The 23,947-nt window shown below is 71.2% G+C and carries 16 protein-coding genes; 5 read left to right on the top strand and 11 right to left on the bottom strand.

Annotation, left to right across the window (positions count from 1 at the left end):
• Positions 1-157: 157 nt before the first annotated feature.
• Entirely contained in the window at positions 158-1,927 is a 1,770-nt protein-coding gene (locus tag OG622_RS14290) for an ATP-binding protein (protein ID WP_371576352.1), read from the top strand.
• Complete coding sequence (locus OG622_RS14295; protein ID WP_371576354.1) at positions 1,924-2,604, top strand: response regulator; 681 nt, start codon at positions 1,924-1,926, stop codon at positions 2,602-2,604. Before OG622_RS14290 ends, OG622_RS14295 begins: the two co-directional genes overlap by 4 nt.
• A 94-nt stretch (positions 2,605-2,698) precedes the next feature.
• On the opposite strand, the gene OG622_RS14300 is transcribed toward OG622_RS14295, so the two are convergent.
• The 3 genes from OG622_RS14300 to OG622_RS14310 form a co-directional block, all read right to left on the bottom strand.
• Positions 2,699-4,291 carry a cation acetate symporter gene (locus OG622_RS14300; protein WP_371576356.1) on the bottom strand — a complete coding sequence of 531 codons (1,593 nt, stop codon included), beginning with the start codon at positions 4,289-4,291 and terminating at the stop codon, positions 2,699-2,701.
• The gene (locus tag OG622_RS14305) at positions 4,288-4,827 is read right to left on the bottom strand and encodes a DUF485 domain-containing protein (RefSeq protein WP_371576358.1); all 540 of its coding nucleotides are present in this window, start codon (positions 4,825-4,827) and stop codon (positions 4,288-4,290) included. Before OG622_RS14305 ends, OG622_RS14300 begins: the two co-directional genes overlap by 4 nt.
• 324 nt (positions 4,828-5,151) lie before the next feature.
• Positions 5,152-7,272 (bottom strand): type IIA DNA topoisomerase subunit B, encoded by a 2,121-nt coding sequence (locus tag OG622_RS14310; RefSeq protein WP_371576360.1) that lies wholly within the window; start codon positions 7,270-7,272, stop codon positions 5,152-5,154.
• A gap of 468 nt (positions 7,273-7,740) precedes the next feature.
• On the opposite strand from OG622_RS14310, the gene OG622_RS14315 reads away from it, so the two are divergent.
• Complete coding sequence (locus OG622_RS14315) at positions 7,741-7,971, top strand: hypothetical protein (RefSeq protein ID WP_013000244.1); 231 nt, start codon at positions 7,741-7,743, stop codon at positions 7,969-7,971.
• A gap of 126 nt (positions 7,972-8,097) precedes the next feature.
• Here the strand turns inward: OG622_RS14315 and OG622_RS14320 are convergent, their stop codons facing one another.
• The 7 genes from OG622_RS14320 to OG622_RS14350 all read right to left on the bottom strand — a co-directional run bounded on the left by OG622_RS14320 (position 8,098) and on the right by OG622_RS14350 (position 19,753).
• A complete protein-coding gene (locus tag OG622_RS14320; RefSeq protein ID WP_371576362.1) occupies positions 8,098-8,916 on the bottom strand; it encodes a trypsin-like serine protease in 819 nt (272 codons plus the stop codon).
• Between the two features lie 145 nt (positions 8,917-9,061).
• On the bottom strand, positions 9,062-10,609 hold the full coding sequence (locus OG622_RS14325) for an RNA polymerase sigma factor (protein ID WP_371576364.1): 1,548 nt from the start codon (positions 10,607-10,609) through the stop codon (positions 9,062-9,064).
• A 571-nt stretch (positions 10,610-11,180) separates the two neighbouring features.
• On the bottom strand, positions 11,181-12,068 hold the full coding sequence (locus OG622_RS14330) for a FadR/GntR family transcriptional regulator (RefSeq protein ID WP_371576365.1): 888 nt from the start codon (positions 12,066-12,068) through the stop codon (positions 11,181-11,183).
• A 185-nt stretch (positions 12,069-12,253) separates the two neighbouring features.
• Positions 12,254-14,392, bottom strand: a complete 2,139-nt coding sequence (locus OG622_RS14335) for an ATP-binding cassette domain-containing protein (protein WP_371576367.1) — start codon at positions 14,390-14,392, stop codon at positions 12,254-12,256.
• 195 nt (positions 14,393-14,587) lie between these two features.
• Positions 14,588-15,346: an NUDIX domain-containing protein gene (locus tag OG622_RS14340; RefSeq protein WP_239757660.1), complete on the bottom strand. Its 759-nt coding sequence runs from the start codon at positions 15,344-15,346 to the stop codon at positions 14,588-14,590.
• Between the two features lie 151 nt (positions 15,347-15,497).
• A complete protein-coding gene (locus tag OG622_RS14345; RefSeq protein ID WP_371576368.1) occupies positions 15,498-17,714 on the bottom strand; it encodes a glycogen debranching N-terminal domain-containing protein in 2,217 nt (738 codons plus the stop codon).
• Positions 17,715-18,211: 497 nt separating this feature from the next.
• The gene (locus OG622_RS14350; protein WP_371576370.1) at positions 18,212-19,753 is read right to left on the bottom strand and encodes a DUF4192 domain-containing protein; all 1,542 of its coding nucleotides are present in this window, start codon (positions 19,751-19,753) and stop codon (positions 18,212-18,214) included.
• A gap of 133 nt (positions 19,754-19,886) precedes the next feature.
• Here OG622_RS14350 and OG622_RS14355 point away from each other — a divergent pair, with 133 nt between their 5' ends.
• Positions 19,887-22,067 (top strand): RecQ family ATP-dependent DNA helicase, encoded by a 2,181-nt coding sequence (locus OG622_RS14355; RefSeq protein WP_371576372.1) that lies wholly within the window; start codon positions 19,887-19,889, stop codon positions 22,065-22,067.
• Between the two features lie 257 nt (positions 22,068-22,324).
• The gene (locus tag OG622_RS14360; protein WP_371576374.1) at positions 22,325-22,951 is read left to right on the top strand and encodes a hypothetical protein; all 627 of its coding nucleotides are present in this window, start codon (positions 22,325-22,327) and stop codon (positions 22,949-22,951) included.
• Positions 22,952-23,296: 345 nt separating this feature from the next.
• Here the strand turns inward: OG622_RS14360 and OG622_RS14365 are convergent, their stop codons facing one another.
• Positions 23,297-23,902, bottom strand: coding sequence for a hypothetical protein (locus OG622_RS14365; protein WP_371576376.1), 606 nt, complete (start codon positions 23,900-23,902; stop codon positions 23,297-23,299).
• Between the last annotated feature and the right edge of the window lie 45 nt (positions 23,903-23,947).

Here is a 23,947-nt window from a genome sequence, read left to right on the forward strand (position 1 = left end):
CCCCAGCCCCAGCCCCAGCCCCAGCCCCAGCCCCAGCCCCAGCCCCAGCCCCAGCCCGCGGCTCCGGGGTCCCCGTCGCCGTGCAAACACCCGGCACCTGAGATCCACGCCACACCCCTCTACGACCGGCCCACCCTGTCCACGTACCGTCATGGGCATGAGCCCCACTCCCCCCGCACGCCGTCTGCGTCTCGGTATGCCGCGGCGGGTTTTCTCGCAGGTCCTGCTGATGCAGGTGGCGATCGCCGCCGGTGTCGCCGTGCTCGCGACCGGGCTGTTCCTCGCGCCGCTCAGCGAACAACTGGACGACCAGGCGATGCGTAGGGCCCTCGCGATCGCGCAGACCACCGCGGTCCAGCCGCAGATCGCGGAGGACCTGGTGTCGACGCGGCCGTCCGTGAACGGCCCCGTACAGGTCGAGGCCGAGCGGATCCGGAAGGCCAGCGGAGCCGAGTACGTGGTCGTGATGGACAGGGTCGGGGTGCGCTGGTCGCACCCCGACCCGGCGGAGATCGGCGGGCTCGTCTCGACCGACCCACGCCGAGCCCTCGCCGGGAACGAGGTCATGGAGATCGACTCGGGGACGCTGGGACGCTCCGCCCGGGGCAAGGTGCCGCTGCGCGACGCCGACGGGAAGATCGTCGGTGCCGTCTCGGTGGGTATCGAGTACGACAGCGTGCGCGCCCGGCTGATCCACGCGATCCCCGGGCTCCTGGCGTACGCCGGCGGAGCCATGGCTGTCGGGGCGCTGGCCGCGTATCTGATCTCACGGCGGGTTCACCGCCAGACCCGGGACCTGGCCTTCTCCGATATCGCGGGGCTGCTGGCGGAGCGCGAGGCAATGCTGCACGGCATCCGGGAGGGCGTGGTCGCGCTGGACCGCGCCGGGCGCGTACGCCTCCTCAACGACGAGGCGCGGCGGCTGCTCGGGATAGGCGACGAGGCGGTCGGCAGGTCGCTCGACGACGCGCTCGGCCCCGGCCGTACGACCGATGTGCTGGCGGGCCGCGTCACCGGCACCGACCTGCTGACCGTGCGCGGTCAGCGCGTGCTGGTCACCAACCGCATGCCCACCGACGACGGCGGCGCCGTCGCCACCCTGCGCGACCGCACCGAGCTGGAGCAGCTCGGCCGCGAACTCGACTCCACGCGCGGTCTGACGGACGCCCTGCGCGCCCAGGACCACGAGCACGCCAACCGGATGCACACGCTCCTCGGCCTGCTCGAACTGGAGATGTACGACGAGGCGGTGGAGTTCGTCGGCGAGGTGGTCGGCGACCACCGGGCGACCGCCGAGCAGTTCACCGAGAAGATCCACGATCCGCTGCTCGCCGCGGTACTGGTCGGCAAGGCGACCGTCGCGGCCGAGCGCGGAGTGGCCCTGTCGGTCGCGGGCGGCACGATGCTGCCCGACCGGCTGATCGACCCCCGTGGGCTGGTCACGATCGTCGGCAACCTCGTCGACAACGCCCTGGACGCCGTCGCGGGCACGCCGCACGCGCGCGTGGAGGTCGATCTGCGCGCCGAGGGGCGTACGGCGATCCTCCGGGTCCGCGACACCGGCCCCGGAGTCCCACCCGACAAGCGCGAGTTGATCTTCACGGAGGGCTGGTCCACCAAGGCGCCGCCGGCCCATCGCGAGCGCGGCATCGGCCTCTCCCTGGTGCGTCGGCTCGCCGAGCGGCAGGGCGGCAGCGCCCGGGTCGCGGAGGCGGCGGGCGGTGGCGCGGAGTTCACCGTCGTCCTGCCCGACGCACTAGCGGAACAGGGCCTGGTGACGCCGACGCCCACACCGGCGCTTATCTCTACGGCACCCGCCGACGAGCCGGCCCGGCAGGACGAGCCGACGGCCGGCCTCGACGGACGACCGGGCCCCGAGCGGGAGCCCGAAACCGCCATCACAGCCGCCGACAAGGAGTCGCGATGATCGAGGTCCTGATCGTGGACGACGACATCAGAGTCGCCCGCGTCAACGCCGCCTACGTGGAGAAGGTCGCCGGTTTCCACGTCGCCGGTGTGGCCCACAACGCGGCCGAGGCGCTGCACCGGTTGGAGATGCTGCCCCATGTGGACCTGGTCCTCCTGGACCACTATCTGCCGGACGGCACGGGCCTCATGGTCGTCCAGGAGATGCGGCGCCGTGGCCACCAGAGCGACGTGATCATGGTGACGGCGGCCCGCGACGTCTCCACCGTCCAGGCCGCGATGCGCCAGGGCGCGCTCCAGTACCTGGTCAAACCGTTCGCGTTCGCCGGACTGCGGGCGAAGCTGGAGGCGTACGCGGAGTTGCGGCGCACCCTGGACGGTGGCGGCGAGGCCGAACAGGCCGAGGTGGACCGGATCTTCGGCGCGCTGTCGGCGGGCGGCGAGCCCGAACTGCCCAAGGGCCACTCCCCCACCACCACCGAGCTGGTGCGCCGCGCCCTGATGACCGCCGAGGGAGCGCTGTCCGCCCAGGAGATCGCCGAACGGACCGGCCTGAGCCGCCAGACCGCCCAGCGCTATCTGAAGCTGCTGGAACGCACCGGACGGGCCCGGCTGACCCTCAAGTACGGCGACGCCGGCCGCCCGGAGCACCGCTACGAGTGGGTGACCCGCCTCTGAGACCTCCCACAACCCGCCAACGTGTCTCCCGTACGCCCTGAGCGCCCTGAGCGCCTTTCTGAAGCCCGTACGCCGGCGTACGCGCCCCTGGCACTCACACCGCCCCGGCGCCCGTCAGCGACCGCACCTCGGTCTCCGCGTGCTTCGCCTCGTCCGGTGGCTCGGCCGACATGACGGTGCCGAGCCAGCCCGCGAGGAAGCCCAGGGGGATGGAGACGAGGCCCGGGTTCTGCAGCGGGAAGTACTGGAAGTCGACGCCGGGGAACAGCGAGTCGGCGCTCCCCGACACGACGGGCGACAACAGCACGAGAACCACGGAGGGGATCAGTCCGCCGTACACGGACCACACCGCGCCGCGTGTGGTGAAGCCGCGCCAGAACAGCGAGTACAGCAGCACGGGCAGGTTGGCGGAGGCGGCGACCGCGAAGGCGAGGCCGACGAGAAAGGCCACGTTGAGGTCCTTGGCGAGCAGCCCGAGCCCGATCGCGACCACGCCGATACCGACGGCGGCCGTACGTGCCACGGCGACCTCGCCGCGCGGCTTCGAACGTCTGCGCCGCAGCGACGCGTACAGGTCATGGGCGACGGACGCGGACGAGGCGAGGGTGATGCCGGCGACGACCGCGAGGATCGTGGCGAAGGCGATGGCGGCGACGATCGCGAACAGAACCGTTCCGCCAGTGGAGTCCGGGCCGCCGCCCAGGTCGAGGGCCAGCAACGGCACCGCCGTGTTCCCGGACGCGTTGGAACCCCGTACGGTCTCCGGGCCGACGATGGCGGCCGCGCCGAAGCCCAGGACGATCGTCATCAGATAGAAGCCGCCGATGAGACCGATCGACCAGACCACCGAGCGGCGTGCGGCCCGCGCGGTGGGCACCGTGTAGAAGCGCGACAGGATGTGCGGCAGCCCGGCCGTGCCCAGTACCAGGGCGAGTCCGAGGCTGATGAAGTCCAGGCGCGCGACCCAGTCACCGCCGTACTTCAACCCGGGCGCGAGGAACGCGGCGCCGTGTCCGCTGCGTTCGGCCGCCGTGCGCAGCAACTGGTCGAAGTCGCCGTGGAACCGCACCAGTACGAGCACGGTCAGCGCGATCGCCCCGCCCATCAGCAGGACCGCTTTCACGATCTGGATCCAGGTGGTGGCCCGCATCCCTCCCAACGACACATAGACGACCATGAGCGCGCCGACCCCGATGACCGTCCAGGCCTGCGCCGCCTCGCTCTCTCCCCCCAGCAGCAGCGCGACGAGGGTGCCCGCTCCGACCATCTGCGCCACCAGGTACAGAACGGACACGGTCACCGAGGAAGTTCCCGCCGCGATCCGCACCGGCCGCTCGCTCATCCGCGCCGCGACGACGTCGGCGAGTGTGAACCGCCCGCAGTTGCGCACCAGTTCGGCCACCAGGAACAGCACCACGAGCCAGGCGACCAGGAAGCCCACCGAGTAGAGCAGCCCGTCGTACCCGAAGAGCGCGATGAGCCCGGAGATACCGAGGAAGGATGCGGCGGACATGTAGTCGCCCGCGATGGCAAAACCATTCTCCATCGGCGAGAACAGCCGCCCGCCGGCGTAGAACTCCTCCGCCGAGCCGTGCCGATGGCGGCTCACCCACGTCGTGATGCCCAACGTGACCGCCACGAACACGCTGAACAGCAGCAGCGCCAGCGTCTGATGGTCGGCCGTCACCGCTCGCCCCCTCTGACGCCGCGCGTCAACTCCTGGGTGTCCCACCGCAGATCGAGCGCCGCCCGGTCCCGACGCAGCCTGGCGTGGCGTGCGTACGCCCAGGTGAACAGGAACGTCGTGAGGAACTGTCCGAGCCCCGCCAGCATCGCCACGTTCACCGCGCCCGCCACCGGTCGTGCCATCAGCCCCGGGGCCGTGGTCGCCGTCACGACGTACGCCACATACCAGCTGAAGAAGACGGCGACGCCCGGAATCACGAACCTGCGGTAGCGGCTGCGCACCTCCTGGAAGGCCGCGCTCCGCTGGACCTCCAGATAGACGTCCGCCGCGCCCCCGCCCCCGCTCTCCCGCACCTCGGCCACGACCGGGGCAGGCCCGCCCGTCCCGTCCAACTCCCCCCAGCCGGAGGCCAGCGCGTCGTACCAGGGATCGTCGAACCGCACGTCCTCGCTGGCGAGGCCGTGCCCGTCGGGCTGCTCTACCGGGCTCTCAGAACCACCCCCGCGTCGGCGGGGACGGCCGGTGCTTGACTGCATGCCCAAGCATGGACAGAACAGAAAGACCCCTGGCGCACCTCTTCACGATTCTTCACCCCATCAGGTGAAGCCCCGGCCAGCCTCCCCCACCCGAGACGAAAGACCCGAACCCGGACGGTCACCTATGCGCTGAAGGCACACCCCGACGGCGGGCCGGCCGTGAACGGCGAGAAGGGGGCGCGTCGGGGGCGCCCGCAGCGGTTGGCGCGTCAACGGGCCGGACGTTCCAGGCGACCGTTCCCGCGCCGTTCGAGCACGGACACCCCGAGACGCCCCCGGCCCACAGGGAACCGAAGGCATCCCGGCCCAAGCCCGCCGCAGCGGCTACGCGTCGATGCGCGACCGGTCCAGCGTCGCCGCCGAGCTGGAGATGAACTCCTTGCGCGGCGCCACGTCGTTGCCCATCAGCAGATCGAACACCTGCTCCGCAGCTTCCAGGTCCGACAGGTTGATCCGCCGCAGAGTGCGGTGCCTGGGATCCATCGTCGTTTCCGCCAGCTGGTCCGCGTCCATCTCACCGAGGCCCTTGTAGCGCTGAATGGAGTCCTTGTACCGGACGCCCTTGCTCTGGAACTCCAGCAGCTTGTCGCGCAGCTCACGGTCCGAGTACGTGTAGACGTACTTGTCCTGACCCTTCTTGGGCTGGACCAGCTCGATCCTGTGCAGCGGCGGCACGGCCGCGAAGACCCGCCCCGCCTCGACCATCGGCCGCATGTACCGCTGGAAGAGCGTCAGCAACAGGCACCGGATGTGCGACCCGTCCACATCGGCGTCGGTCATCATGATGATCTTGCCGTAGCGCGCCGCGTCAATATCGAACGTACGCCCGGATCCGGCCCCTATGACCTGGATGATCGCGCCGCACTCAACGTTCTTGAGCATGTCCGTCACGGACGACTTCTGGACGTTGAGGATCTTGCCCCGGATCGGCAGCAGCGCTTGGAACTCGGAGTTCCGCGCGAGCTTCGCCGTGCCGAGCGCCGAGTCCCCCTCGACGATGAACAGCTCACTGCGCTCGACGTCGTCGCTGCGGCAGTCGGCGAGCTTGGCGGGCAGGGACGAGGACTCCAGGGCCGTCTTGCGGCGCTGCGCGTCCTTGTGCTGACGCGCGGCGATACGCGTGCGGGCGGCGGCGACGGCCTTCTCCATCACGACCCGCGCCTGGGCGGCGGCGTCCCGCTTCGTGGAGGTCAGGAACGCCTTGAGCTCCTTGGCGACCACCTGCGTCACGATACGCCGGGCCGCCGAGGTGCCGAGGACCTCCTTGGTCTGACCCTCGAACTGGGGTTCGGCAAGGCGCACGGTGACGACGGTGGTGAGGCCCTCCAGGGCGTCGTCCTTGACGACGTCGTCCTCGGCGACGCGCAGCATCTTCTTGGCGCGCAGCACCTCGTTCATGGTGGCGGCCACAGCCTGCTCGAAGCCCGCGACGTGGGTACCACCCTTGGGGGTGGCGATGATGTTCACGAACGACTTGAGGGTCGTGTCGTAGCCCGTGCCCCAGCGCATGGCGACGTCGACAGCGAGCTCACGGGTGACCTGGGTGGGCGTCATCTGGCCGTGCTCGTCCAGGACGGGCACGGTCTCCCTGAAGGTGCCCTGCCCGGAGAAGCGGAGGACGTCGCACACCGGCTTGTCGGAGGCCAGGTACTCGCAGAACTCGCTGATGCCGCCGTCGAAGCGGAACGACTCCTCGCCCTTGCTGCCGCCCTCGCCGAGGCCGAGCTCGTCACGGACCACGATCGTCAGTCCGGGCACGAGGAAGGCGGTCTGACGGGCGCGCTGGTGCAGGTGCTCCAGCGACAGCTTGGCGTCCTTGAGGAAGATCTGGCGGTCGGCCCAGTAGCGCACGCGTGTGCCGGTGCGCGTCTTGGGGATCCGCTTGCCCTTGCGCAGGCCGCCGGTCTCGAACCTGGCGTCCGCGCCGTGGCCCGCGAAGGCGCCGGGCACGCCGCGCCGGAAGCTGATGGCGTGGGTGCTGCCGCTGCGGTCGACCTCGACGTCCAGACGGGCGGAGAGCGCGTTCACCACGGAGGCGCCCACGCCGTGCAGACCGCCGGAGGCGGCGTACGAGCCGCCGCCGAACTTTCCGCCGGCGTGCAGCTTGGTCATCACGACCTCGACGCCGGACAGGCCGGTCTTGGGCTCGATGTCGACCGGGATGCCCCGGCCGTTGTCCCGCACCTCCACGGAGGCGTCGTCGTGGAGGATGACCTCGATGTGGTCGCAGTAGCCCCCGAGGGCCTCGTCCACGGAGTTGTCGATGATCTCCCAGAGGCAGTGCATCAGGCCTCGACTGTCGGTCGAGCCGATGTACATGCCGGGGCGCTTCCGCACGGCCTCGAGCCCCTCGAGGACGAGAAGGTGCCGCGCGGTGTAGTTGGAACCGTCCCGGTCTGCTCCGGTCAGCAGCGCTGTGGACGGCACGGACGTATCGGCGGTCACGCGGTTCGCTCCTCGCTGAATTTCAGGTGAGGCCCATTTGGGTAAGGGGCCGGGCTCTGTTGCCGGTCCGAGGGTACCGAGGCCTGGTAGAGCCGTTGTAACGCCACCCTCGTCCGAAACTCAGAGTAGTCCAGCGTCGCATGCACGTTCGATCCCTCGATGGGGTGAAGTACATATCACGTTCCCTTCGGGGCATGAACCATTTAGGCTCCGGGCACGTCCTCATGAACAACCGGCAACCCAGCCGGGAGGACCGTACAACCGAAAGAACAACCACCAAAACCACCGACCGACAGCGCGAAGCCCGTACGACACGAAGACACGCACTACGGCTCATTCGCCGCCAACCGGCAGCAGACAGCCGGCCCGGAAAGATTTTTTCGAGTTAAAGCCGCGAGCGGGAACGTTTTCGGCCTGGTTGGATGTTGACCCTGGTACGACAGCTCGTCGAGCTAGAGAAGAGGCGACGTGACTACTGTTCTGACCCCCGCGACCCCGCTGACGGCCGCTGACCGATGCGACCGCTGCGGCGCCCAGGCCTACCTGCGCGTCGTCCTGCTGAGCGGTGGAGAGCTGCTGTTCTGCGCCCACCACGGCCGCAAGTTCGAGCCGGAGCTCAAGAAGATCGCCGCGGAGATACAGGACGAGACGGAGCGGCTCACGGCAGCTCCCGCAACCGCGGAAGAGGACGAGCGCTGACGCTTCACACCCACGACGAGCCGCCACCGGCTCGAGGCCGGTGACCGGGCGGCCACTCCCGTACACACGGGGTGGCCGCCCGCTCTCGTGCCGCACACACCGTGGCGTACGGCCGCGTACCGCGCCTCAGCGGCTCCCCGCGAGCACCCGGGCCACGTACGAGCCCCTGGTGTAGACGCCGGGGTTCCCGGCGAGCCCACAGCCGCTGCCCCACGAGACGAGCCCGATCAGCTTCCCCTGGGCGACCAGCGGCCCTCCGCTGTCCCCCTGGCAGGCGTCCCGGCCGCCGTCCTGCTCCCCGGCGCACACCATGGAGCCGGACAGATATCTGCCTTCAGCGCTGCCCGGATAGGCCCGCTCGCAGACGTCGTCGGCCAGCACCCTCACCGGCGCAGCCCGCAGGTTCCGCGCATAGTCGCCGGCGCCCGTGGTGTCCCCCCAGCCGTAGACCGTGGCCTGTGTGCCCGGCGCGTACGCGGCGTCCCCGGAGCCCGCCAACCTGATGACGGAGCTCTCGGGCAGCGGTGAGGCGAGAGTCACCACCGCGAAGTCCCCGGCGTTCGTGTAGGGGTCGTACTCCGGGTTGACCCAGGCGCCGCTGACCGTGACCTCCTGACCCTCGGCCGACTGCAGCTCGGCCCGGCCCACGATGATCCGCAGATCGGGGACCCGTTCCGGAGGAGGACCTCCCAGCACGTCCTCGCTGAGGCAATGGGCGGCCGTCAGGACGGTCGAGCGGCCGACCACGACACCGCCGCAGAACTGTCCTGCCCGCGTACCCCCGAACCGGTCACGACTGGACAGCGCCACCGTCCAGGGCGCCTGTGAGATCTCGACCGGATGACCGCCGATGACGACGTCGGCCGTCGCCGGTGGCGGTGACGCCAGCGGTATGACGGCCGCGGTGGCCGCGACGGCCAGCAGTCGGGCGAACGATCGACGCATGCGCGCTCCTCACTCCGGGACTTGGATGGCACACCCAGAGTGATCCACCGGATCGGCTTCCGCATGCCGCACACACGCCGAAGGCCCGGCTCCTTCGAGGGAACCGGGCCTTCAGGACCGACCGAGCCGACGGGTGCCGTGCCGTCTAGTCGAGGTAGTCGCGCAGAACCTGCGAACGGGACGGGTGGCGCAGCTTCGACATCGTCTTGGACTCGATCTGACGGATGCGCTCACGCGTGACGCCGTACACCTTGCCGATCTCGTCGAGGGTCTTCGGCTGGCCGTCGGTGAGACCGAAGCGCATCGAGACGACGCCCGCCTCACGCTCGGAGAGCGTGTCGAGCACCGAGTGCAGCTGCTCCTGCAGGAGCGTGAAGCTGACCGCGTCGGCCGGGACGACGGCCTCGGAGTCCTCGATGAGGTCACCGAACTCGCTGTCGCCGTCCTCGCCCAGCGGGGTGTGCAGCGAGATGGGCTCGCGGCCGTACTTCTGGACCTCGATGACCTTCTCGGGGGTCATGTCGAGTTCCTTGGCCAGCTCCTCCGGGGTGGGCTCGCGGCCCAGGTCCTGGAGCATCTGACGCTGGACGCGCGCGAGCTTGTTGATGACCTCGACCATGTGCACCGGGATACGAATGGTGCGGGCCTGGTCGGCCATGGCGCGCGTGATCGCCTGACGGATCCACCAGGTGGCGTACGTGGAGAACTTGTAGCCCTTGGTGTAGTCGAACTTCTCGACCGCGCGGATCAGACCGAGGTTGCCCTCCTGGATAAGGTCCAGGAAGAGCATGCCGCGGCCGGTGTAGCGCTTGGCCAGGGAGACCACCAGACGGAGGTTGGCCTCCAGGAGGTGGTTCTTGGCGCGGCGGCCGTCCTCGGCGATGATCTCCAGCTCGCGCTTGAGCTTGGGGGCGAGCTTGTCGGCGTTGGCCAGCTTGTCCTCGGCGAACAGACCGGCCTCGATGCGCTTGGCGAGTTCGACCTCCTGCTCGGCGTTGAGCAGCGGGACCTTGCCGATCTGCTTGAGGTAGTCCTTGACCGGGTCGGCGGTGGCACCGGCCACGGCGACCTGCTGGGCGGGCGCGTCGTCCTCGTCGTCGTCGGAGAGGACGAAGCCCTTGTTCTCGGCCCCCTCCTCTTCCTCTTCGCCGGGCTTGCCGCCGGGGGTCTCCTCGATGGCGTCTTCGTCGACGAGCTCGCCGTCGTCCTTCTTGGAGGTGGTCTTCTTGGCCGCCGTCTTCTTGGCGGCGACGGTCTTCTTGGCGGGGGCCGCCTTCTTGGCGACCGCCTTCTTCGCGGCGGCCTTCTTGGCGGGCGAGGCGTCCTCGGCGGAGTCGTCGGCCGTGGGCACCGCGGGGGCGGTTGTGGCGGTGGCCTTCTTGGTGGTCACCGTCTTCGCCGCGACCGTCTTGGTGGCGGTGCGCTTGGCCGGACTCTTCGCAGCGACGCTCTTTCGGGTGCGCTTGGGTTCCGCAGCACTGACCATCAGCGTCACACCCTCTTCCTCGAGGATCTGGTTGAGGCTGCGCAGTACGTTCTTCCACTGAGTGGCCGGAATCTGGTCAGCTTCGAAGGCCCGACGCACATCGTCGCCGGCGATCTGCCCCTCAGCCTTTCCCCGCTCAATCAGCGCCATGACAGAGACGGACTCGGCGATCTCCGGCGGGAGCGTACGGGATGTGCTGGCCGACACGAACAACCTCTCGGAACGTTGGAAAACGGCTTCCGGCCCCGTCCACTGTGGACAGGAGCCGACCACCGGCTTGGGAGTGGGCCGACGGTGCGGGCGAGGGCCGGGAAGATGCACAGCGCCGTGAACGGCGTCCGTATTCCCTCCGCAGCTGTCACCTCTTAGGTCATCGCGCTGTTCCCACGAGCGTTACGCCCAATCTGCGTGGCCCGAGTCACACCCCGTAAGCGCTCAAAAGCGGTCAGATACCGCCAGAGGCGATCGACCAAGGCCACAACCGGTTCTGCTTGGACAGGTACCCGAACGATTCCCGAACGAACTCCTCAATGTGGATCACCATCCTCACCGAGATCCGGCACCCGCGCGAGGCCGCCCGTCTCGCGAGGACTCACCACCCCGCCAGGGCCCGGCGGCCCCCGGGGACGAGTCGCCCCGCAGTCGGACCGCCCCTTCGGGACGGCCGTCCCGCGCGTCCCGGACGGCGCCCGCCGTCCGTCGTGCCGCCGGTCGAGCGACGTCACAGTAGGGCAGCCTGCGCCCCGGCCGTGTCGCCCTTGTCCCGCTCTCGGCGCCCTCAGTGTTCGCGCGGCGCCGGCACCACACGCTCCACCTCGGGGTGGACGGTGAGCAGTTGACGCATGGCCGCCTCGGCCGCCCCGCCGTCGCCTGCGGCGAGAGCGTCGACGATCCGGGCGTGGTGCGCCAGGGACGACTCGGTCGGCCGGTCACACCCGGTGGCCGGGCCGCCGGAGACCTGCAGGGCCGAGGAGACGATCCCCGAGAGGTGCTCCAGCATGCGGTTGCCCGCGAGCTGGATGAGCAGCGAATGGAACTCGGCGTCCGCGCGCGAGAAGGTCAGCGGGTCACCCTGAGCCATGGCGTGGCCCATGAGCTCGACCATGTCAGCGAGGCGCTGCTGCACGTCGTCACGACCGTGGCCGGCGGCGAGGCGGGCGGCCAGCGGCTCCATGGTCCAGCGCAGTTCGCTGAGCTCGCGCCGCTGGCTGTCGCGCTGCGGACCGAACGCCCTCCATTCGATGATGTCCGGGTCGAGGAGGTTCCAGTCGCTGACCGGCCGGACCCGCGTGCCGACGTTCGGGCGGGCACTGACCAGGCCCTTGGCCTCCAGGACGCGCAGGGATTCGCGGACGACGGTGCGGGAGACCTCGAACCGCTGACCGATCTCCTCGGGCACGAGGGGGCGGTCCGCGCCCAGGTCGCCGGAGACGATCATCTGACCGAGCTGCTGGACGAGTTGGCCGTGCAGCCCGCGTCCGCGGCTCCCGGCGGCGCGGCGGCCCACGCGCCCCAGCTCAGGGTCCGCGCCGTCCCAGGCGGGGAGGCCCACGCGGTCGACGCCTGGGTGCTCGGCGTACGGGTAGCGGTCGAGTTCGCCCGGTCCTGCGAGGCCGGATTCGGCGGAGCGGGCGGCGGTCATCATGGTGTGCGCAAGGGTACTCACGCATCCTTTGTCGGCTGCGTTTCCAACTCCCTTGAGGTCTTTGGTGAAAAGCACACGAAAGGGTGATCGCTCACCCCGTCGCAATTGACGCCTTATCGGAAAGAAATGTGCGTTCTACGAGGAGTTGTGCGCATTGCGCCAACGGAAGAGTACGGACGGTGAGCACGAAAGGATGAGGACGATCATCACCGGACCCTGCTGCGCAGGTTCGTGAACACGTAGGCCCCCAGCAGTGCCGTCAGTGACAACAACAGTGCCCCGCCCACCGGTTGGGAGACGGCTCGCGTGGCGGCCTCCAGATAGCGCTCCCCCCCGAATGGCCACTGCATCAGTACGAGCTCACGCAGCCGCAGCGGAAACCCGACCGCACTCCGCACAGCCGATCCCTCCAGCACCTTCTGCACCAGCGGTACGACGAGGAGGGGCACGGCGACCACGGCCGCGAGCCCGGCGGATGTGGACCGGAAGACACCCGCCGCGAGCACTCCCGCCCAGGCACACCCCACGACGAGGCCGACCCAACTCGCGCCGAGCGGGAACCAGTCGGCGGGGACCGAAACGAGCTCCGACCCATGGACGAGATAGAGCACTTCGAGGTCGCAGCCCACGGTGAGGACGGCCAGCAGCAGCGCGGTGGCCGCCGCGACGAGGAGTTTCGCGAGGAGCAGCCCCAGCCGACGGGGAACGGTGCCGCGGTCCGCGGCCAGTGCGGGGTGGCGGAACTCGTCGCCGAAGGCGATGGCCCCCAGCAGCCCCGCCCCGATCGCGGCGGGCGGCAACGGCAGCTCCCGCGGCCACGCGGCCAGCAGCCGTGGCTGCGGGGTGTGCCCGATCCTGGCCAGGATCACCGCCGTGAGGGCGGAGGTGAAAAGTACGGCCGCGGCGGTGATGTACGCGGTGCCGACTCCGCCCGCCCGACGCAGCTCGTAGCGCAGCGGACGCAGCGGACTCGGCGCCGAGCGCACGGTGATGGGCGGCGGGAGCGGCGGCAGCGGGCCCGCGTCGGACGACCGTGCCGGGGGTGACGGTGCGGTGCGATCCTCGGTGGCGGCGGTGACATGGAGCTCGCAGGGGACACCGAGCAAGGGACCGTCGTCCGGCACGAGGTGGTCACGGGGGCCGGGATCCGGGCGTGGCACAAGGCTGTCACGAGGTCCGGAGTCCGAATCCGGCCCGAAGTGGTCACGGGATCCGGGATCCGCGTGCGGCGCGGAACGAGCATGAGGGCCGAGGTCGTCGAGAGGCACGGAGTTGACGTCCGGTGCGTCGTCGGCCGGTGTCCGCGGTCCGGCCGCTGCCACCTGAGGCTCTGCGGCGGGTGCCTGAGATCCTTCGCCAGGCGTCCGCCACGCCTCAGGCGGCTCCTGGGCCCCCTGAAGCGAGCCACGAGCACTCTCGGCCGCCTCAGGGCCTCCTTCGGCCGCCGGCGGTGGCATCGGCGACTGCATGGGGCCCATGTCCCCGATCTCGTCCGCGAGTCGGTGGACGAGGATGCCGTGCCGAAACACGGTCTCGCCGATCTCGGCGCACGTACTGCCGTACACCGACAGCCGGTTGCCACCCTCGCGCACGACCTCCACGGACCGTCGCGCGGCCCGGGCCTCCTTCATGATGAGCGCTCCGAGCCGGGCGGCATGCGGAGTGCGGACGGCGACCCTGGGCCGTAGCCGGGTGCGGGAGAAGTCGGCGACCTCCTGATCGGCGACAAGTCGACCTCGTTCGAGGGTGAGGACCCGGTCGGCGGTCCGCGCGGCCTCCTTGGAGTCGGCGGTGGTGAACAGGACCGTGCCGCCCTGCTCGGCGTGTGCCCGCGTGATCCCGTGCAGCCATCGGCCTTCGCGGACGGCCAGCCCGTCGGCGGGGTCGTCCAGCACGAGGGTGTGCGGATCGGACAGCAGGGCGCAGGCCAGGCCGAGGCGGCGGTCCATGCCCCTCGACAGCGTGTTCAGCCTCGCCTCGCGCAGGCTGACCAGGCCCACGACCTCCAGGACTTCGTCGGCACGCCGCGTGGGCAGCCCCGCGGCCGCGCACAGCATGCGCAGATGACCTCGGACCGTGCGGGCGGGGTGGCCGGGCACGTCGCCGAGGAGAACGCCCACTTCACGTGCGGGGTGGGCGATGCGGTGCAGGGGGCGGCCTCTGAAGTAGGTCATCCCACGGCCCCGTTGGAGTTCGAGGATGAGTTTCAGCGCTGTCGACTTGCCCGCGCCGGGGGTCCCGAGGAGTGCGGTGACGCGGCCGGAGTGCGCCTCGAAGGACACATCGTCGACGGCAGGCGGAAGCTCCTTGCGGGGATTACTGGTCAATCCGATGGCCTGGATCACCTGAAGCAAGATAGCGCGATATGTCCGGTTTTCCGGGCATCTTGAGGCTCACTTCGCAGGCGGCCACACGGTCGCCGGGCCGGCCGCGTCCCAATTACGGACCCGATCCTCGGGCTCGCGTTCCCCGGCGGGCCCGCCGGGGCTGCCACGACCGTCGCCGCCGTACACGGCGGCGAGGGCTTCGGCCTCGCCGTGTCAGACCTCGGGGCGCAGCATCGGCGGGTTGAGGAGGGTTGCGCCGCCGGCGCGGAAAAGCTGGGCGGGGCGGCCTCCCTGCCGCGTGGTGGTACCGCCGGTGGGCACCAGGAAGCCGGGCGTACCCGTCACCTTGCGATGGAAGTTGCGCGGATCCAGCGCCACGCCCCACACCGCCTCGTACACGCGTCGCAGCTCGCCGACCGTGAACTCCGGCGGGCAGAAGGCCGTGGCCAGCGAGGAGTACTCGATCTTGGAGCGGGCACGCTCCACCCCGTCCGCGAGGATCTGCGCGTGGTCGAAGGCCAACGGCGCCACCGGTTCGCCGTCACGCCCGTAGCCGCCCTGTGCCAGCAGTTCCTCGACGGGTGCCCAGCGTGCGCTGTTGGCGTCCCCGCCCGGCCGGGGTGCCGGCAGGTCCGGGGCGAGGGCGAGGTGGGCGACGCTGACGACCCTCATCCGCGGGTCGCGCTTCGGGTCGCCGTAGGTCGCCAACTGCTCCAGGTGCGCGCCGTTGTCCTGAGCGGGCTCGGACGGTTCGTGCGCGGTCAGGCCGGTCTCCTCGGCCAGCTCCCGGGCCGCGGCCTGCGACAGATCCTCGTCCGGCCGCACGAAGCCGCCGGGCAACGCCCACCGCCCCTGGAACGGCTGTTCGCCCCGCCGTACCGTCAGCGCGCAGAGCGCGTGACGCCGGACGGTCAGCACGACCAGGTCCACGGTGACAGCGAAGGGCGGGTAGTCCGACGGGTCGTAGGGCATGCCGCGATCATAGTCGTCTGCCTGACGATAAACACTCCCTTCGCGGCCGCTTCCCCACTTGATCCACTTCTGTCCGACCCCGATCTCACGAGCCACCACCCGGCATCCGGAACTCGGCGCGGCCCGTCCTCCCCTCCCATGTCATGGGAGGTCACACTCCCAACTGCAGTCCGTCGGCCGCCTCCTCGACCAGGGCGAGCCCCAGCCTGCTGACGCGTACGGCGAACGGGGCGCCCGCGACACGCAGTCCCCTCATACCGATCTCACCCAGCGGCGCACTGTGCATCGGCCGCAGCGTCACGGTCCCCGCAGGGGCGTCGGGACGGATGCCGACGAGGGTGGTGAGCAGCAGCACCCCTGCGGCCGCCGCCGTCGCGGCCGGTCTGCAGGAGGCCGGATGTGGCAGCGGGGCACCCCCTGCCGTCCGCTGCTCCCCCGCGTACATCTCGGGCAGCCGATGGCCGAAGCTCTCCGCCGCCGCCAGCACGCCCCGCAGGAGCCCGCTCGCCTCCTTCTCGTATCCGGCGGCGGCCAGCCCCGCCACCGCGATCGCCGTGTCCTGCACGCGCACGGCACCGCTGCGATGACCGAAGGGGTTGTACGCGGCCTCCTTCGCACCCAGGCTCCGCAGCCCCCACCCCGAGTCCATGGCAGGCCCTCCGAGCAGCCGGGCCAGCTGCTCGGTCCTGACCTTGTCGAGGAGTCCCGGAGCCTGCTCCCCCGCGCCGAGCAGCCCGGTGTCGAGGAGGTGGGCGGCACCGGCGCCCAGATGCGGCACGAGACGCCCGTCCGGGGTGCGGGCGGCAGCGGGTCTGCCGCCGCTCCGGTCCTCGACCCAGAAGTCCGCCGCGAACCGGCTCCGCAGCTCTCTCGCCCAGTCCCGCAGCTCGGCCCCGCCCGGTCGGCCGTACACGTCGAGGAGATCGGCACCCAGCAGCGCGGCCCGGTGGGCGTGTGCCTGGGTCTCACATCGCAGCGGTCCGCCGGGGCGCGGGTCGGCCAGATAGCCACCGGTTCCGACCGCGCCCCGCAGCCACCGCAGGCAGCGCTCGGCGGCGGGCAGCAGTTCCTCGGTCTCCTGCTCGGGGAGCCCCCATCGCCGGGCCTCCGCGAGGAGCACGGGGAACAGCAGGGTCGCCTCGGTGCCCGTGCAACCCGGCGGCAGATGCGGACCCGCGTCCCGTCGAGGACCCGGGATCATGCCGGACTGGGCTTCCCGGCCCGCGGCTTGGGTGCGGGCGAGGGTGCGCAGGGTGCCTGCGGCGAGACGCGTACCGAGGGGCAGGGTCATCCGGGCCGCGACCAGCGCGTCGGCCGGAGCCATACCGCAGCGCCAGGGCGCGCCCGCCGCGAGGTGGGTGTCGGACGGGTTCTTCGGGTCGCGCAGCAGCAGGGCTTCGAGGTCCTCCAGACACGTGTGCAGCAGGGCCTGCGCAGCCGGGTCGTCGCCCGCGACCCGAGCCTGGGCGAGAGGGCTGGTGGCGCCCCGCCCCACCGGTCTGATGGGCCCCGCGCCGTCCGGTCGTACGCGCAGCTCCACGCTCCGGGTGCCGCCGGGCGGGAGTTCCAGTTCCCAGCGCAGCAGTCCCGCGGAGGCCAGGGCGTCGGCTGGCGGAGGATGGGCACTCACCGTGGAGTGCCCGTTCGCACAGGACCAGCGGAGGCCGGAGTCATGCACGCTCGCGGGCAACTCCGGGCCGGCGCTGCCGGAGGCGACGGCGCCGAGTTCCGCGAGATCCGTACCCAGGAAGACCTCGACGGGCAGGCGCAGTGCGCGGCGGGCCGTGCTGTGCAGGGTGATCCGCTCGGTGCCGTCCGCGTACCGCGTGCGTTCGACCATGACGTCCGGGTCCGGCCCGGCATCGGCGGACAGGCGCAGCGTCGCCATGAACCGGGCTCGGTCGGCCGTCACCATCCGTGCCTGCACGGCGAGCGGTTCCCGTCCGCCCACCCGCACCTGGCAGCGGGAGAGCATGCGCCGTCCCGCGCGATAGAAGCCCTCGAGTCCGCTTCCGTTCAGCTGGCCCTGGTCCGTCGAGATCGCGAGGCCCGGCAGGGCGACACAGATCAGCGTGGTGTGGGCCGGTGGCAGCTCCGTGGGGCGGCGCGGGCCGGAGGTCGGCCCCTGCGGGGTTGAGGAACCTCCCGGAGTTGCCTGCGGTGGCCCCGGGGAGACACCCGCGCCGGGTGCGGAAGACCCGGGGCCGCCCAGGCTTCCCAGGCGTGGGCCTGTGGAGCGGGTCGCCGGGATGCGGACGTCCGTACGCGATGCGCCGGCGCCGTCCCCTCGGGCCCGGGGGGCGGGCTGGACGGGTCGGCGAAAGGGCGGAACGTCGTCATGGGTGTCGGGCATGGCGGGGAGGGGCATGGGGCGGCTTCTTCTGTCTTCGGCGCGCGCGGGGTGCGCTCGGCACCAGGTGGGGAGCCGGAGAGGGACGGGGTGACAGGGCGGCGGGGTTGGGCCATGGGTACCGCCACACAGGTGAACGGAACGGCTCCACTCCGGGTCACGCCTCCGTCCAGGGAAGCCGACCGAATCGCGACGCGGTCTTGTGCCTGGGACTGCCGGGAAACCGCGAGCAGCGGTGGGCTCGGGTGGGTGAGGCCCGGCGCGGAGCTGTGGGCCGATGTGAGAGCGGTGCTGAGGCCGCGGGCCCGTGGGCGCACCGCACAGGGAGATTGTGGCCGGGCTGACGCGGAGCCACGTCGACGCACTCGTGCGGCCGGTGGGGCAGGGAAGCGTGCCCAGGTACCTCCGGAGCCAAGGAAACGCGCCCGCGCGAGCCCAGAAGAGGAGCAGCGTGCTCAGATACGCCTCGATCCAGGACAGCACAGGCATGCGAGTCCCGAACTGGACCTGCGCGCTCACGTCTCCTCCTCTGCGGGCTGCCCTCCACCACCACGGCGGACCCGCGCCCGCCCGCTCGCTGCGTCCGCTGTGCCCCTCGGCCGTCGGCCGGCGGGTGGGCCGCCGTCGGCGGAACGCGAGCGGCGGGAACGAGCGGCGCCAGGCGACCGTCGAGTGGTGGCAGCCTCGGGGCCTCCTTCCGAGCGTGACCTGCGTCGACGGCGGGGGTTGGTGGCCACGCAGGGCCGGTCCGAGGTCGACGGCACGCCAGGAGACTGGTCGGAGGGGCTCATTTCGCTGTCGGCCCCGGCACCCGCAGGGGCCGCCACCAGGTCGCGCCCCCTACGCTCCGCGCGCAGGCAGCGGCGAATGGACTCGGGATCGAGACCTTCGTTGCAGGCCTGGTGGAGGAGGCGGGCGAAGAGGTAGTCGGGGTCTGCGGCGAGGGCCATGGCCAGGGCTTCGCGCGCCTCCAGTTCGTCGCCGGAGGACCAGGCGACCCAGCCGACGAGCGTGAGCGGGGCGGCGGCATGCTCGCCGTAGGGGCCGACGCAGCGGCGGGCGAGGGCGCGCCAGAGACGGAGCGCCGGGCCTGCTTCGTCGCCTTCCATCCATTCGGCGGCGCGATCGCGGGTGGCGCGGTCCTGGAGTCCGAGGATCAGGGTGGCCGCGTCGTCGTGCCCGACCAGTTCGTCGTCGTGGAGGTCCGCGTCCAGCGTGCCGGACAAGGTCGGGCAGTCCGCCAGGCGCCCGATGATGCGCTGTGCCACCGCCAGGGTCTCCTCGGCCACTTCCGCGCGGCTCTCCGCGTCCAGGATCCGTGGGATGAGGGCGGACTGCGCGGAGTCGAGCGCGGCTTCCTGCTGCAGCGCGGCAGCGGTCTCCCATGGCAGGAGCCGGACCCGCATCTCCTTCAGGGTGCCGCGGACCTGAAGGCCGGCGTAGGTCGCGGCGGCCGCCAACACGGAGGTACCCGGCAGCCCCATCGGCTCTCCCTCGACCGCGCAGCATCCGTTGCCGGGACAGCAGTAGGACCAGAAGCGGCCGTCGGAGATGCACAGGGCCTCCACCACCGGCACATCCATGCTGCCGCACGCCCTGCGCAGCAGCTGTGCGAGTGGCCGCAGGCGTTCCATGACGTCGCGTGGCGACTCACCGCTCGCCGGGTCCTGGCAGAGGAAAGCGACCATGCTTTCCGGTTTGACTCCCCTGCGCTCACTCCCGGTCACCAGACCGTGGGCCAGCTGTTGGGCCACGGACGGCCAGTCGTCCGTCTGGGCCGGGATGCCGAGCCGTGCCCGCCCGCCGAACCGTCCGCGTGCGTCCCGGTCGTGCAGTGCGACGAGGACGATGCTGTCCTCGGGGCGGTATCCGAGCAGGTAGGGCAAGGCGTCGGCGAGTTCGGCCGGTGTACGGAGGGTGACCTGCTGTTCCCCGTCGGGTTTGGCGGTCGCGCCGTGTCCCGGGCAGGCGGAGGGCTCGCCGCTCCCCCTGCATCCGTTCTGCCCGCTGATGTCATTGTTGCCGGAGGTCCCGGCCGCTTCGCTGTGATTCGTCATGCGGCGACCATCTCGCGGATCTTGAGATTCCGCTTTACCCTGTGGATAAGTTTTATCATGGACACGTCAAACACTGTCCACAGTTCACCCCGCTCGTTCGCGCGATGTCCGAGGCATCGGGTTGCATGGGGTCATGAGCGACGAAGACCAGCCCACCACGGACCGCCAGGATCTGCGTACAACCGCAGATGTCGTGCTCGCCCGCCTCGTCGGCGCCCCGGCGGGCGCCGCGCGGCTGCGCGAGGACCAGTGGCACGCCATCGAAGCGCTGGTCGCGGACAAACGCAGAGCCCTGGTGGTGCAGCGCACGGGCTGGGGGAAGTCCGCGGTGTACTTCGTCGCGACCGCGCTGCTGCGCGAGCGCGGGGCGGGCCCCACCGTCATTGTCTCCCCGCTCCTCGCCCTGATGCGTAACCAGGTGGAGGCTGCCGCCCGCGCCGGAATTCACGCGCGGACCATCAACTCCTCGAACACGGAGGAGTGGGACACGATTCGCCAGGAGGTCACCGCGGGCACGGTCGACGTACTCCTGGTCAGCCCCGAGCGGCTCAACAACCCGGACTTCCGTGATCAAGTCCTGCCCGAGCTGGCGGCCGCGACCGGGCTGCTCGTGGTCGACGAGGCGCACTGCATCTCGGACTGGGGCCACGACTTCCGCCCCGACTACCGCCGGCTGCGCACCATGCTGGCCGACCTCCCGCCCGGCGTCCCGGTGCTCGCCACCACCGCGACGGCCAACGCCCGCGTGACGGCCGATGTGGCCGAGCAGTTGGGTACCGGCGGCGGAACGGACGCACTGGTCCTGCGTGGGCCACTGGACCGCGAGAGCCTGAGCCTCGCAGTGCTCGAACTGCCGGACGCCGCCCACCGGATGGCCTGGCTCGCCGACCACCTGGACGAGTTGCCGGGCTCCGGGATCATCTACACGCTCACGGTGGCCGCCGCCGAGGAGGTCACCGCGTTCCTCCGCCAATGCGGGCACACCGTCACGTCGTACACGGGCAAGACGGAGAACGCGGACCGGCAACAGGCCGAGGAGGACCTGCTGGCCAACCGGGTCAAGGCCCTGGTCGCCACCTCCGCGCTGGGCATGGGCTTCGACAAGCCCGACCTGGGCTTCGTGGTCCACCTGGGTTCGCCGTCCTCCCCCATCGCCTACTACCAGCAGGTGGGCCGCGCGGGTCGTGGTGTCGAGCACGCCGAGGTGTTGCTCCTGCCCGGCAAGGAGGACCAGGCGATCTGGGAGTACTTCGCCTCGGTCGCCTTTCCTCCGGAGGAGCAGGTGCGCCGCACCCTGGACGTCCTCGCGCACGCGGAACGACCGCTGTCACTGCCCGCCCTCGAACCACTGGTGGAGCTGCGCCGCTCCCGGCTGGAGACGATGCTGAAGGTCCTCGACGTGGACGGTGCGGTCCGACGCGTCCAGGGCGGCTGGGTCTCCACCGGCGTCCCCTGGACGTACGACACCGAGCGCTATGCCTGGGTCGCCAAGCAGCGCGCCGCCGAGCAGCAGGCCATGCGTGACTACGTCGCGACCTCGGGTTGCCGAATGGAGTTCCTGCGGAGGCAGTTGGACGACGAGGAAGCCGTCCCGTGCGGGCGGTGCGACACCTGTACGAAGCCCAGATTCTCGGACTCCGTCTCCCCGGCGGCACTGGACGCGGCGCGCGGCGAGTTGGGGCGCGCGGGTGTCGAGGTCGAGCCCCGCAAGATGTGGCCGACGGGGCTGCCGGCGGTCGGGGTCAATCTGAAGGGGCGTATTCCGGCCGGTGAGCTGGCCACGCCGGGGCGGGCGTTGGGGCGGCTGTCGGACATCGGCTGGGGCAATCGACTGCGGCCGATGCTCGCGCCCCAGGCCCCGGACGGCCCGGTCCCCGACGATGTGGCGAAGGCCGTGGTCGCCGTGCTGGCCGACTGGGCGAAGGGCCCCGGCGGCTGGGCCTCCGGGCAGGCTGACGCCCAGCCCCGCCCGGTGGGTGTGGTCACCATGGCGTCCCGTTCCCGTCCGCAGTTGATCGGTTCCCTGGGCGCACGGATCGCCGAGATCGGCCGGCTGCCCCTGCTGGGATCGGTGGCGTACACCGGCGCGGTCTCCCAGGTCACCCGTAGCAACAGCGCACAACGGCTCAAGGCGCTCGACGGGGCGCTGACCGTGCCGCCCGAGCTTGCCCTCGCTCTCCAGGAGGCGGACGGGCCCGTGCTCCTGGTCGACGACGCCACCGAGACCGGCTGGACACTCGCGGTCGCCGCGCGCGTGCTCCGGCGCGCGGGCGCACAGGGGGTGTTGCCACTCGTTCTCGCCGTCCGGGCGTAACAGACAGTCAACCGGACGGGGGCACCGTGCAGCCTGGGCGTTGCCGACGAGTCCCTTGCGCAAGGATATAAGCAGTGAATCACCACAAACCTGTCAGTGGCCCCAATTGCTCGTTGCCGCAACCAAGTTCGCCAGGAAGAATTGGAGTCCGCTCCCCGCACGGCCTACCCGTGAATCGGTAGGGCTTCTGCTGCGGCGTGCGCTCCCCCAAGTCCGACCCTCGCCCGCAGAGTGGGCGCGTAGCCGAAGGGAGGATCGTGACCTTCGGATTCGCTCCGTCCTCGGCGGCCTCCGTGTCAACGTCTGCCGACCTGTCCGCCGCTTCCGCCAGCCGTATGCTCGAGCCCGCCGAATGGGCCGCCGCCGGGATTCCGCTGTTGCGCAATCCCCGGGACGTCGTCAGCGGGCTGCACGCGCGGCATCAGCCCCGGCCCGCGACGGCGGTCATCGCCATCCTGGATCCGGACGAGCGGTTGAGGGCGAGCGCCTCGTTCATCCGACGTCCGGCCCCTGCCGACGGCTGGATGTTCCGCAACGCGCTCCTCGCCCAACTGCGGCGGGTCATTCCGCACGACCTGCGCCGACGGACTCCCGTGCGAACGGCCGTGCTGCTCTACTGCCGTGACGGCGACGCGCGTTGGACGGAGGAGGACGGGGCGTGGATGTGGGGGCTGCGGGACGCCTGCACGCTGCACGGGTTGCGCTGCGGCGCGTACATCACGCTTACACGTGACGGCTGGCAGGTTCTCGGCGAGGGCCGCGGCGGCCGTCGCCCCCACGCGGGCTCACCGGCCGAGCCCTTCGCCACGGCCGTGGCACCGCCGCCCATGCCACGCACCGGCGGCGTCGCGTCGGAGGTACTGCGCCGGGCCGCCGCACGCTGAAAGCCTCTTCGGCTGCCGACACAGCCACGGCAGAACGACCCACCCCCACGCCTGAGTCTGCGCGGGGGCGGCAAGGGCCCCGGCGGCCCGAGCACCGCCCTCGCACCCTCAAGCCCACGCGGCACCCGTATCCGGCCCGCACCGCACCGCACCGCACCGCACCGCACCGCACCGACAGCCATGGGGCATCCGCCAGCGAAGCACCCGGACACGCCGAAACACCCCGCAGGCACGCCGAAGCGCCCCGTCGCGGGGTGTGGCCGTCGTGGCGCCCTGATGGTGCTCGGGGCGTGAACGGCTCCCCGGCGAACCCTGACGGGCCGACCGGGGCACGGTTCGAATCGCTCAGACTCCGGCGCCCAACACCGAGTTGATCGTCTGCAGCTCGCCGCACACGATCAGCAGAGCCCTGGCCCGGCCGAGGGCCTTGGGCAGCGCCTGCGCGGCGACGGACTCGTTTCCGCCGTTGACGGCGACCACTACCACGGGACGCGGCGCGGCCCGCTCGGTGGTCGAGGCATCGGCGTAGAAGACGTCGTCGCCCGCGTCGTGCTGAGCCCAGTAGGCGGCCTCGCCGAAGGAGAGTTCGTGGTCGGCCCACGGATGCGACTCGCCGGTGGTGATCACCAGCACGTCACCGGGGGCACGGCCCGACTCCAGCAGCAGGTCGACGGCTTCCTCGGCGGCGTCCAGCGCGCCCTCGGCCGAGGCCGGGATCAGCTGGATCTGCGGGGTGGCGGCAGGAGCGGACGGCCCGGGCTTGACCGCGGCGTGCGCCGCGCGCTGGGCCGGCACCGGCCGGGCAGGACCCGGACGACCGGGACGCGGCGGAGCCGCGGGACGGGGACCGGGTACGGGACGGGGGGTCGGTGCGACCCGGCCGCTGGCCGGAGTGACACGCGGGCCCTGGGCACTCTCGTGAATCTGAGGCTCCTCGGGAATGAGAGGCATGAGCTGATTTTTATCAAACACTGGTGCGACCCGCATCGGCGGGTG

This window comes from Streptomyces sp. NBC_01314 (assembly GCF_041435215.1).
Taxonomy (GTDB): domain Bacteria; phylum Actinomycetota; class Actinomycetes; order Streptomycetales; family Streptomycetaceae; genus Streptomyces.

What these genes read in the sequence shown, in the direction of transcription:
- OG622_RS14290 (WP_371576352.1), top strand. Translation starts at nt 158, where the DNA reads ATGAGCCCCACTCCCCCCGCACGCCGTCTGCGTCTCGGTATGCCGCGG.
- OG622_RS14295 (WP_371576354.1), top strand. Translation starts at nt 1,924, where the DNA reads ATGATCGAGGTCCTGATCGTGGACGACGACATCAGAGTCGCCCGCGTC.
- OG622_RS14305 (WP_371576358.1), bottom strand. Translation starts at nt 4,827, where the DNA reads ATGCAGTCAAGCACCGGCCGTCCCCGCCGACGCGGGGGTGGTTCTGAG.
- OG622_RS14320 (WP_371576362.1), bottom strand. Translation starts at nt 8,916, where the DNA reads ATGCGTCGATCGTTCGCCCGACTGCTGGCCGTCGCGGCCACCGCGGCC.
- OG622_RS14340 (WP_239757660.1), bottom strand. Translation starts at nt 15,346, where the DNA reads ATGCCCTACGACCCGTCGGACTACCCGCCCTTCGCTGTCACCGTGGAC.
- OG622_RS14345 (WP_371576368.1), bottom strand. Translation starts at nt 17,714, where the DNA reads ATGCCCCTCCCCGCCATGCCCGACACCCATGACGACGTTCCGCCCTTT.
- OG622_RS14350 (WP_371576370.1), bottom strand. Translation starts at nt 19,753, where the DNA reads ATGACGAATCACAGCGAAGCGGCCGGGACCTCCGGCAACAATGACATC.
- OG622_RS14355 (WP_371576372.1), top strand. Translation starts at nt 19,887, where the DNA reads ATGAGCGACGAAGACCAGCCCACCACGGACCGCCAGGATCTGCGTACA.
- OG622_RS14365 (WP_371576376.1), bottom strand. Translation starts at nt 23,902, where the DNA reads ATGCCTCTCATTCCCGAGGAGCCTCAGATTCACGAGAGTGCCCAGGGC.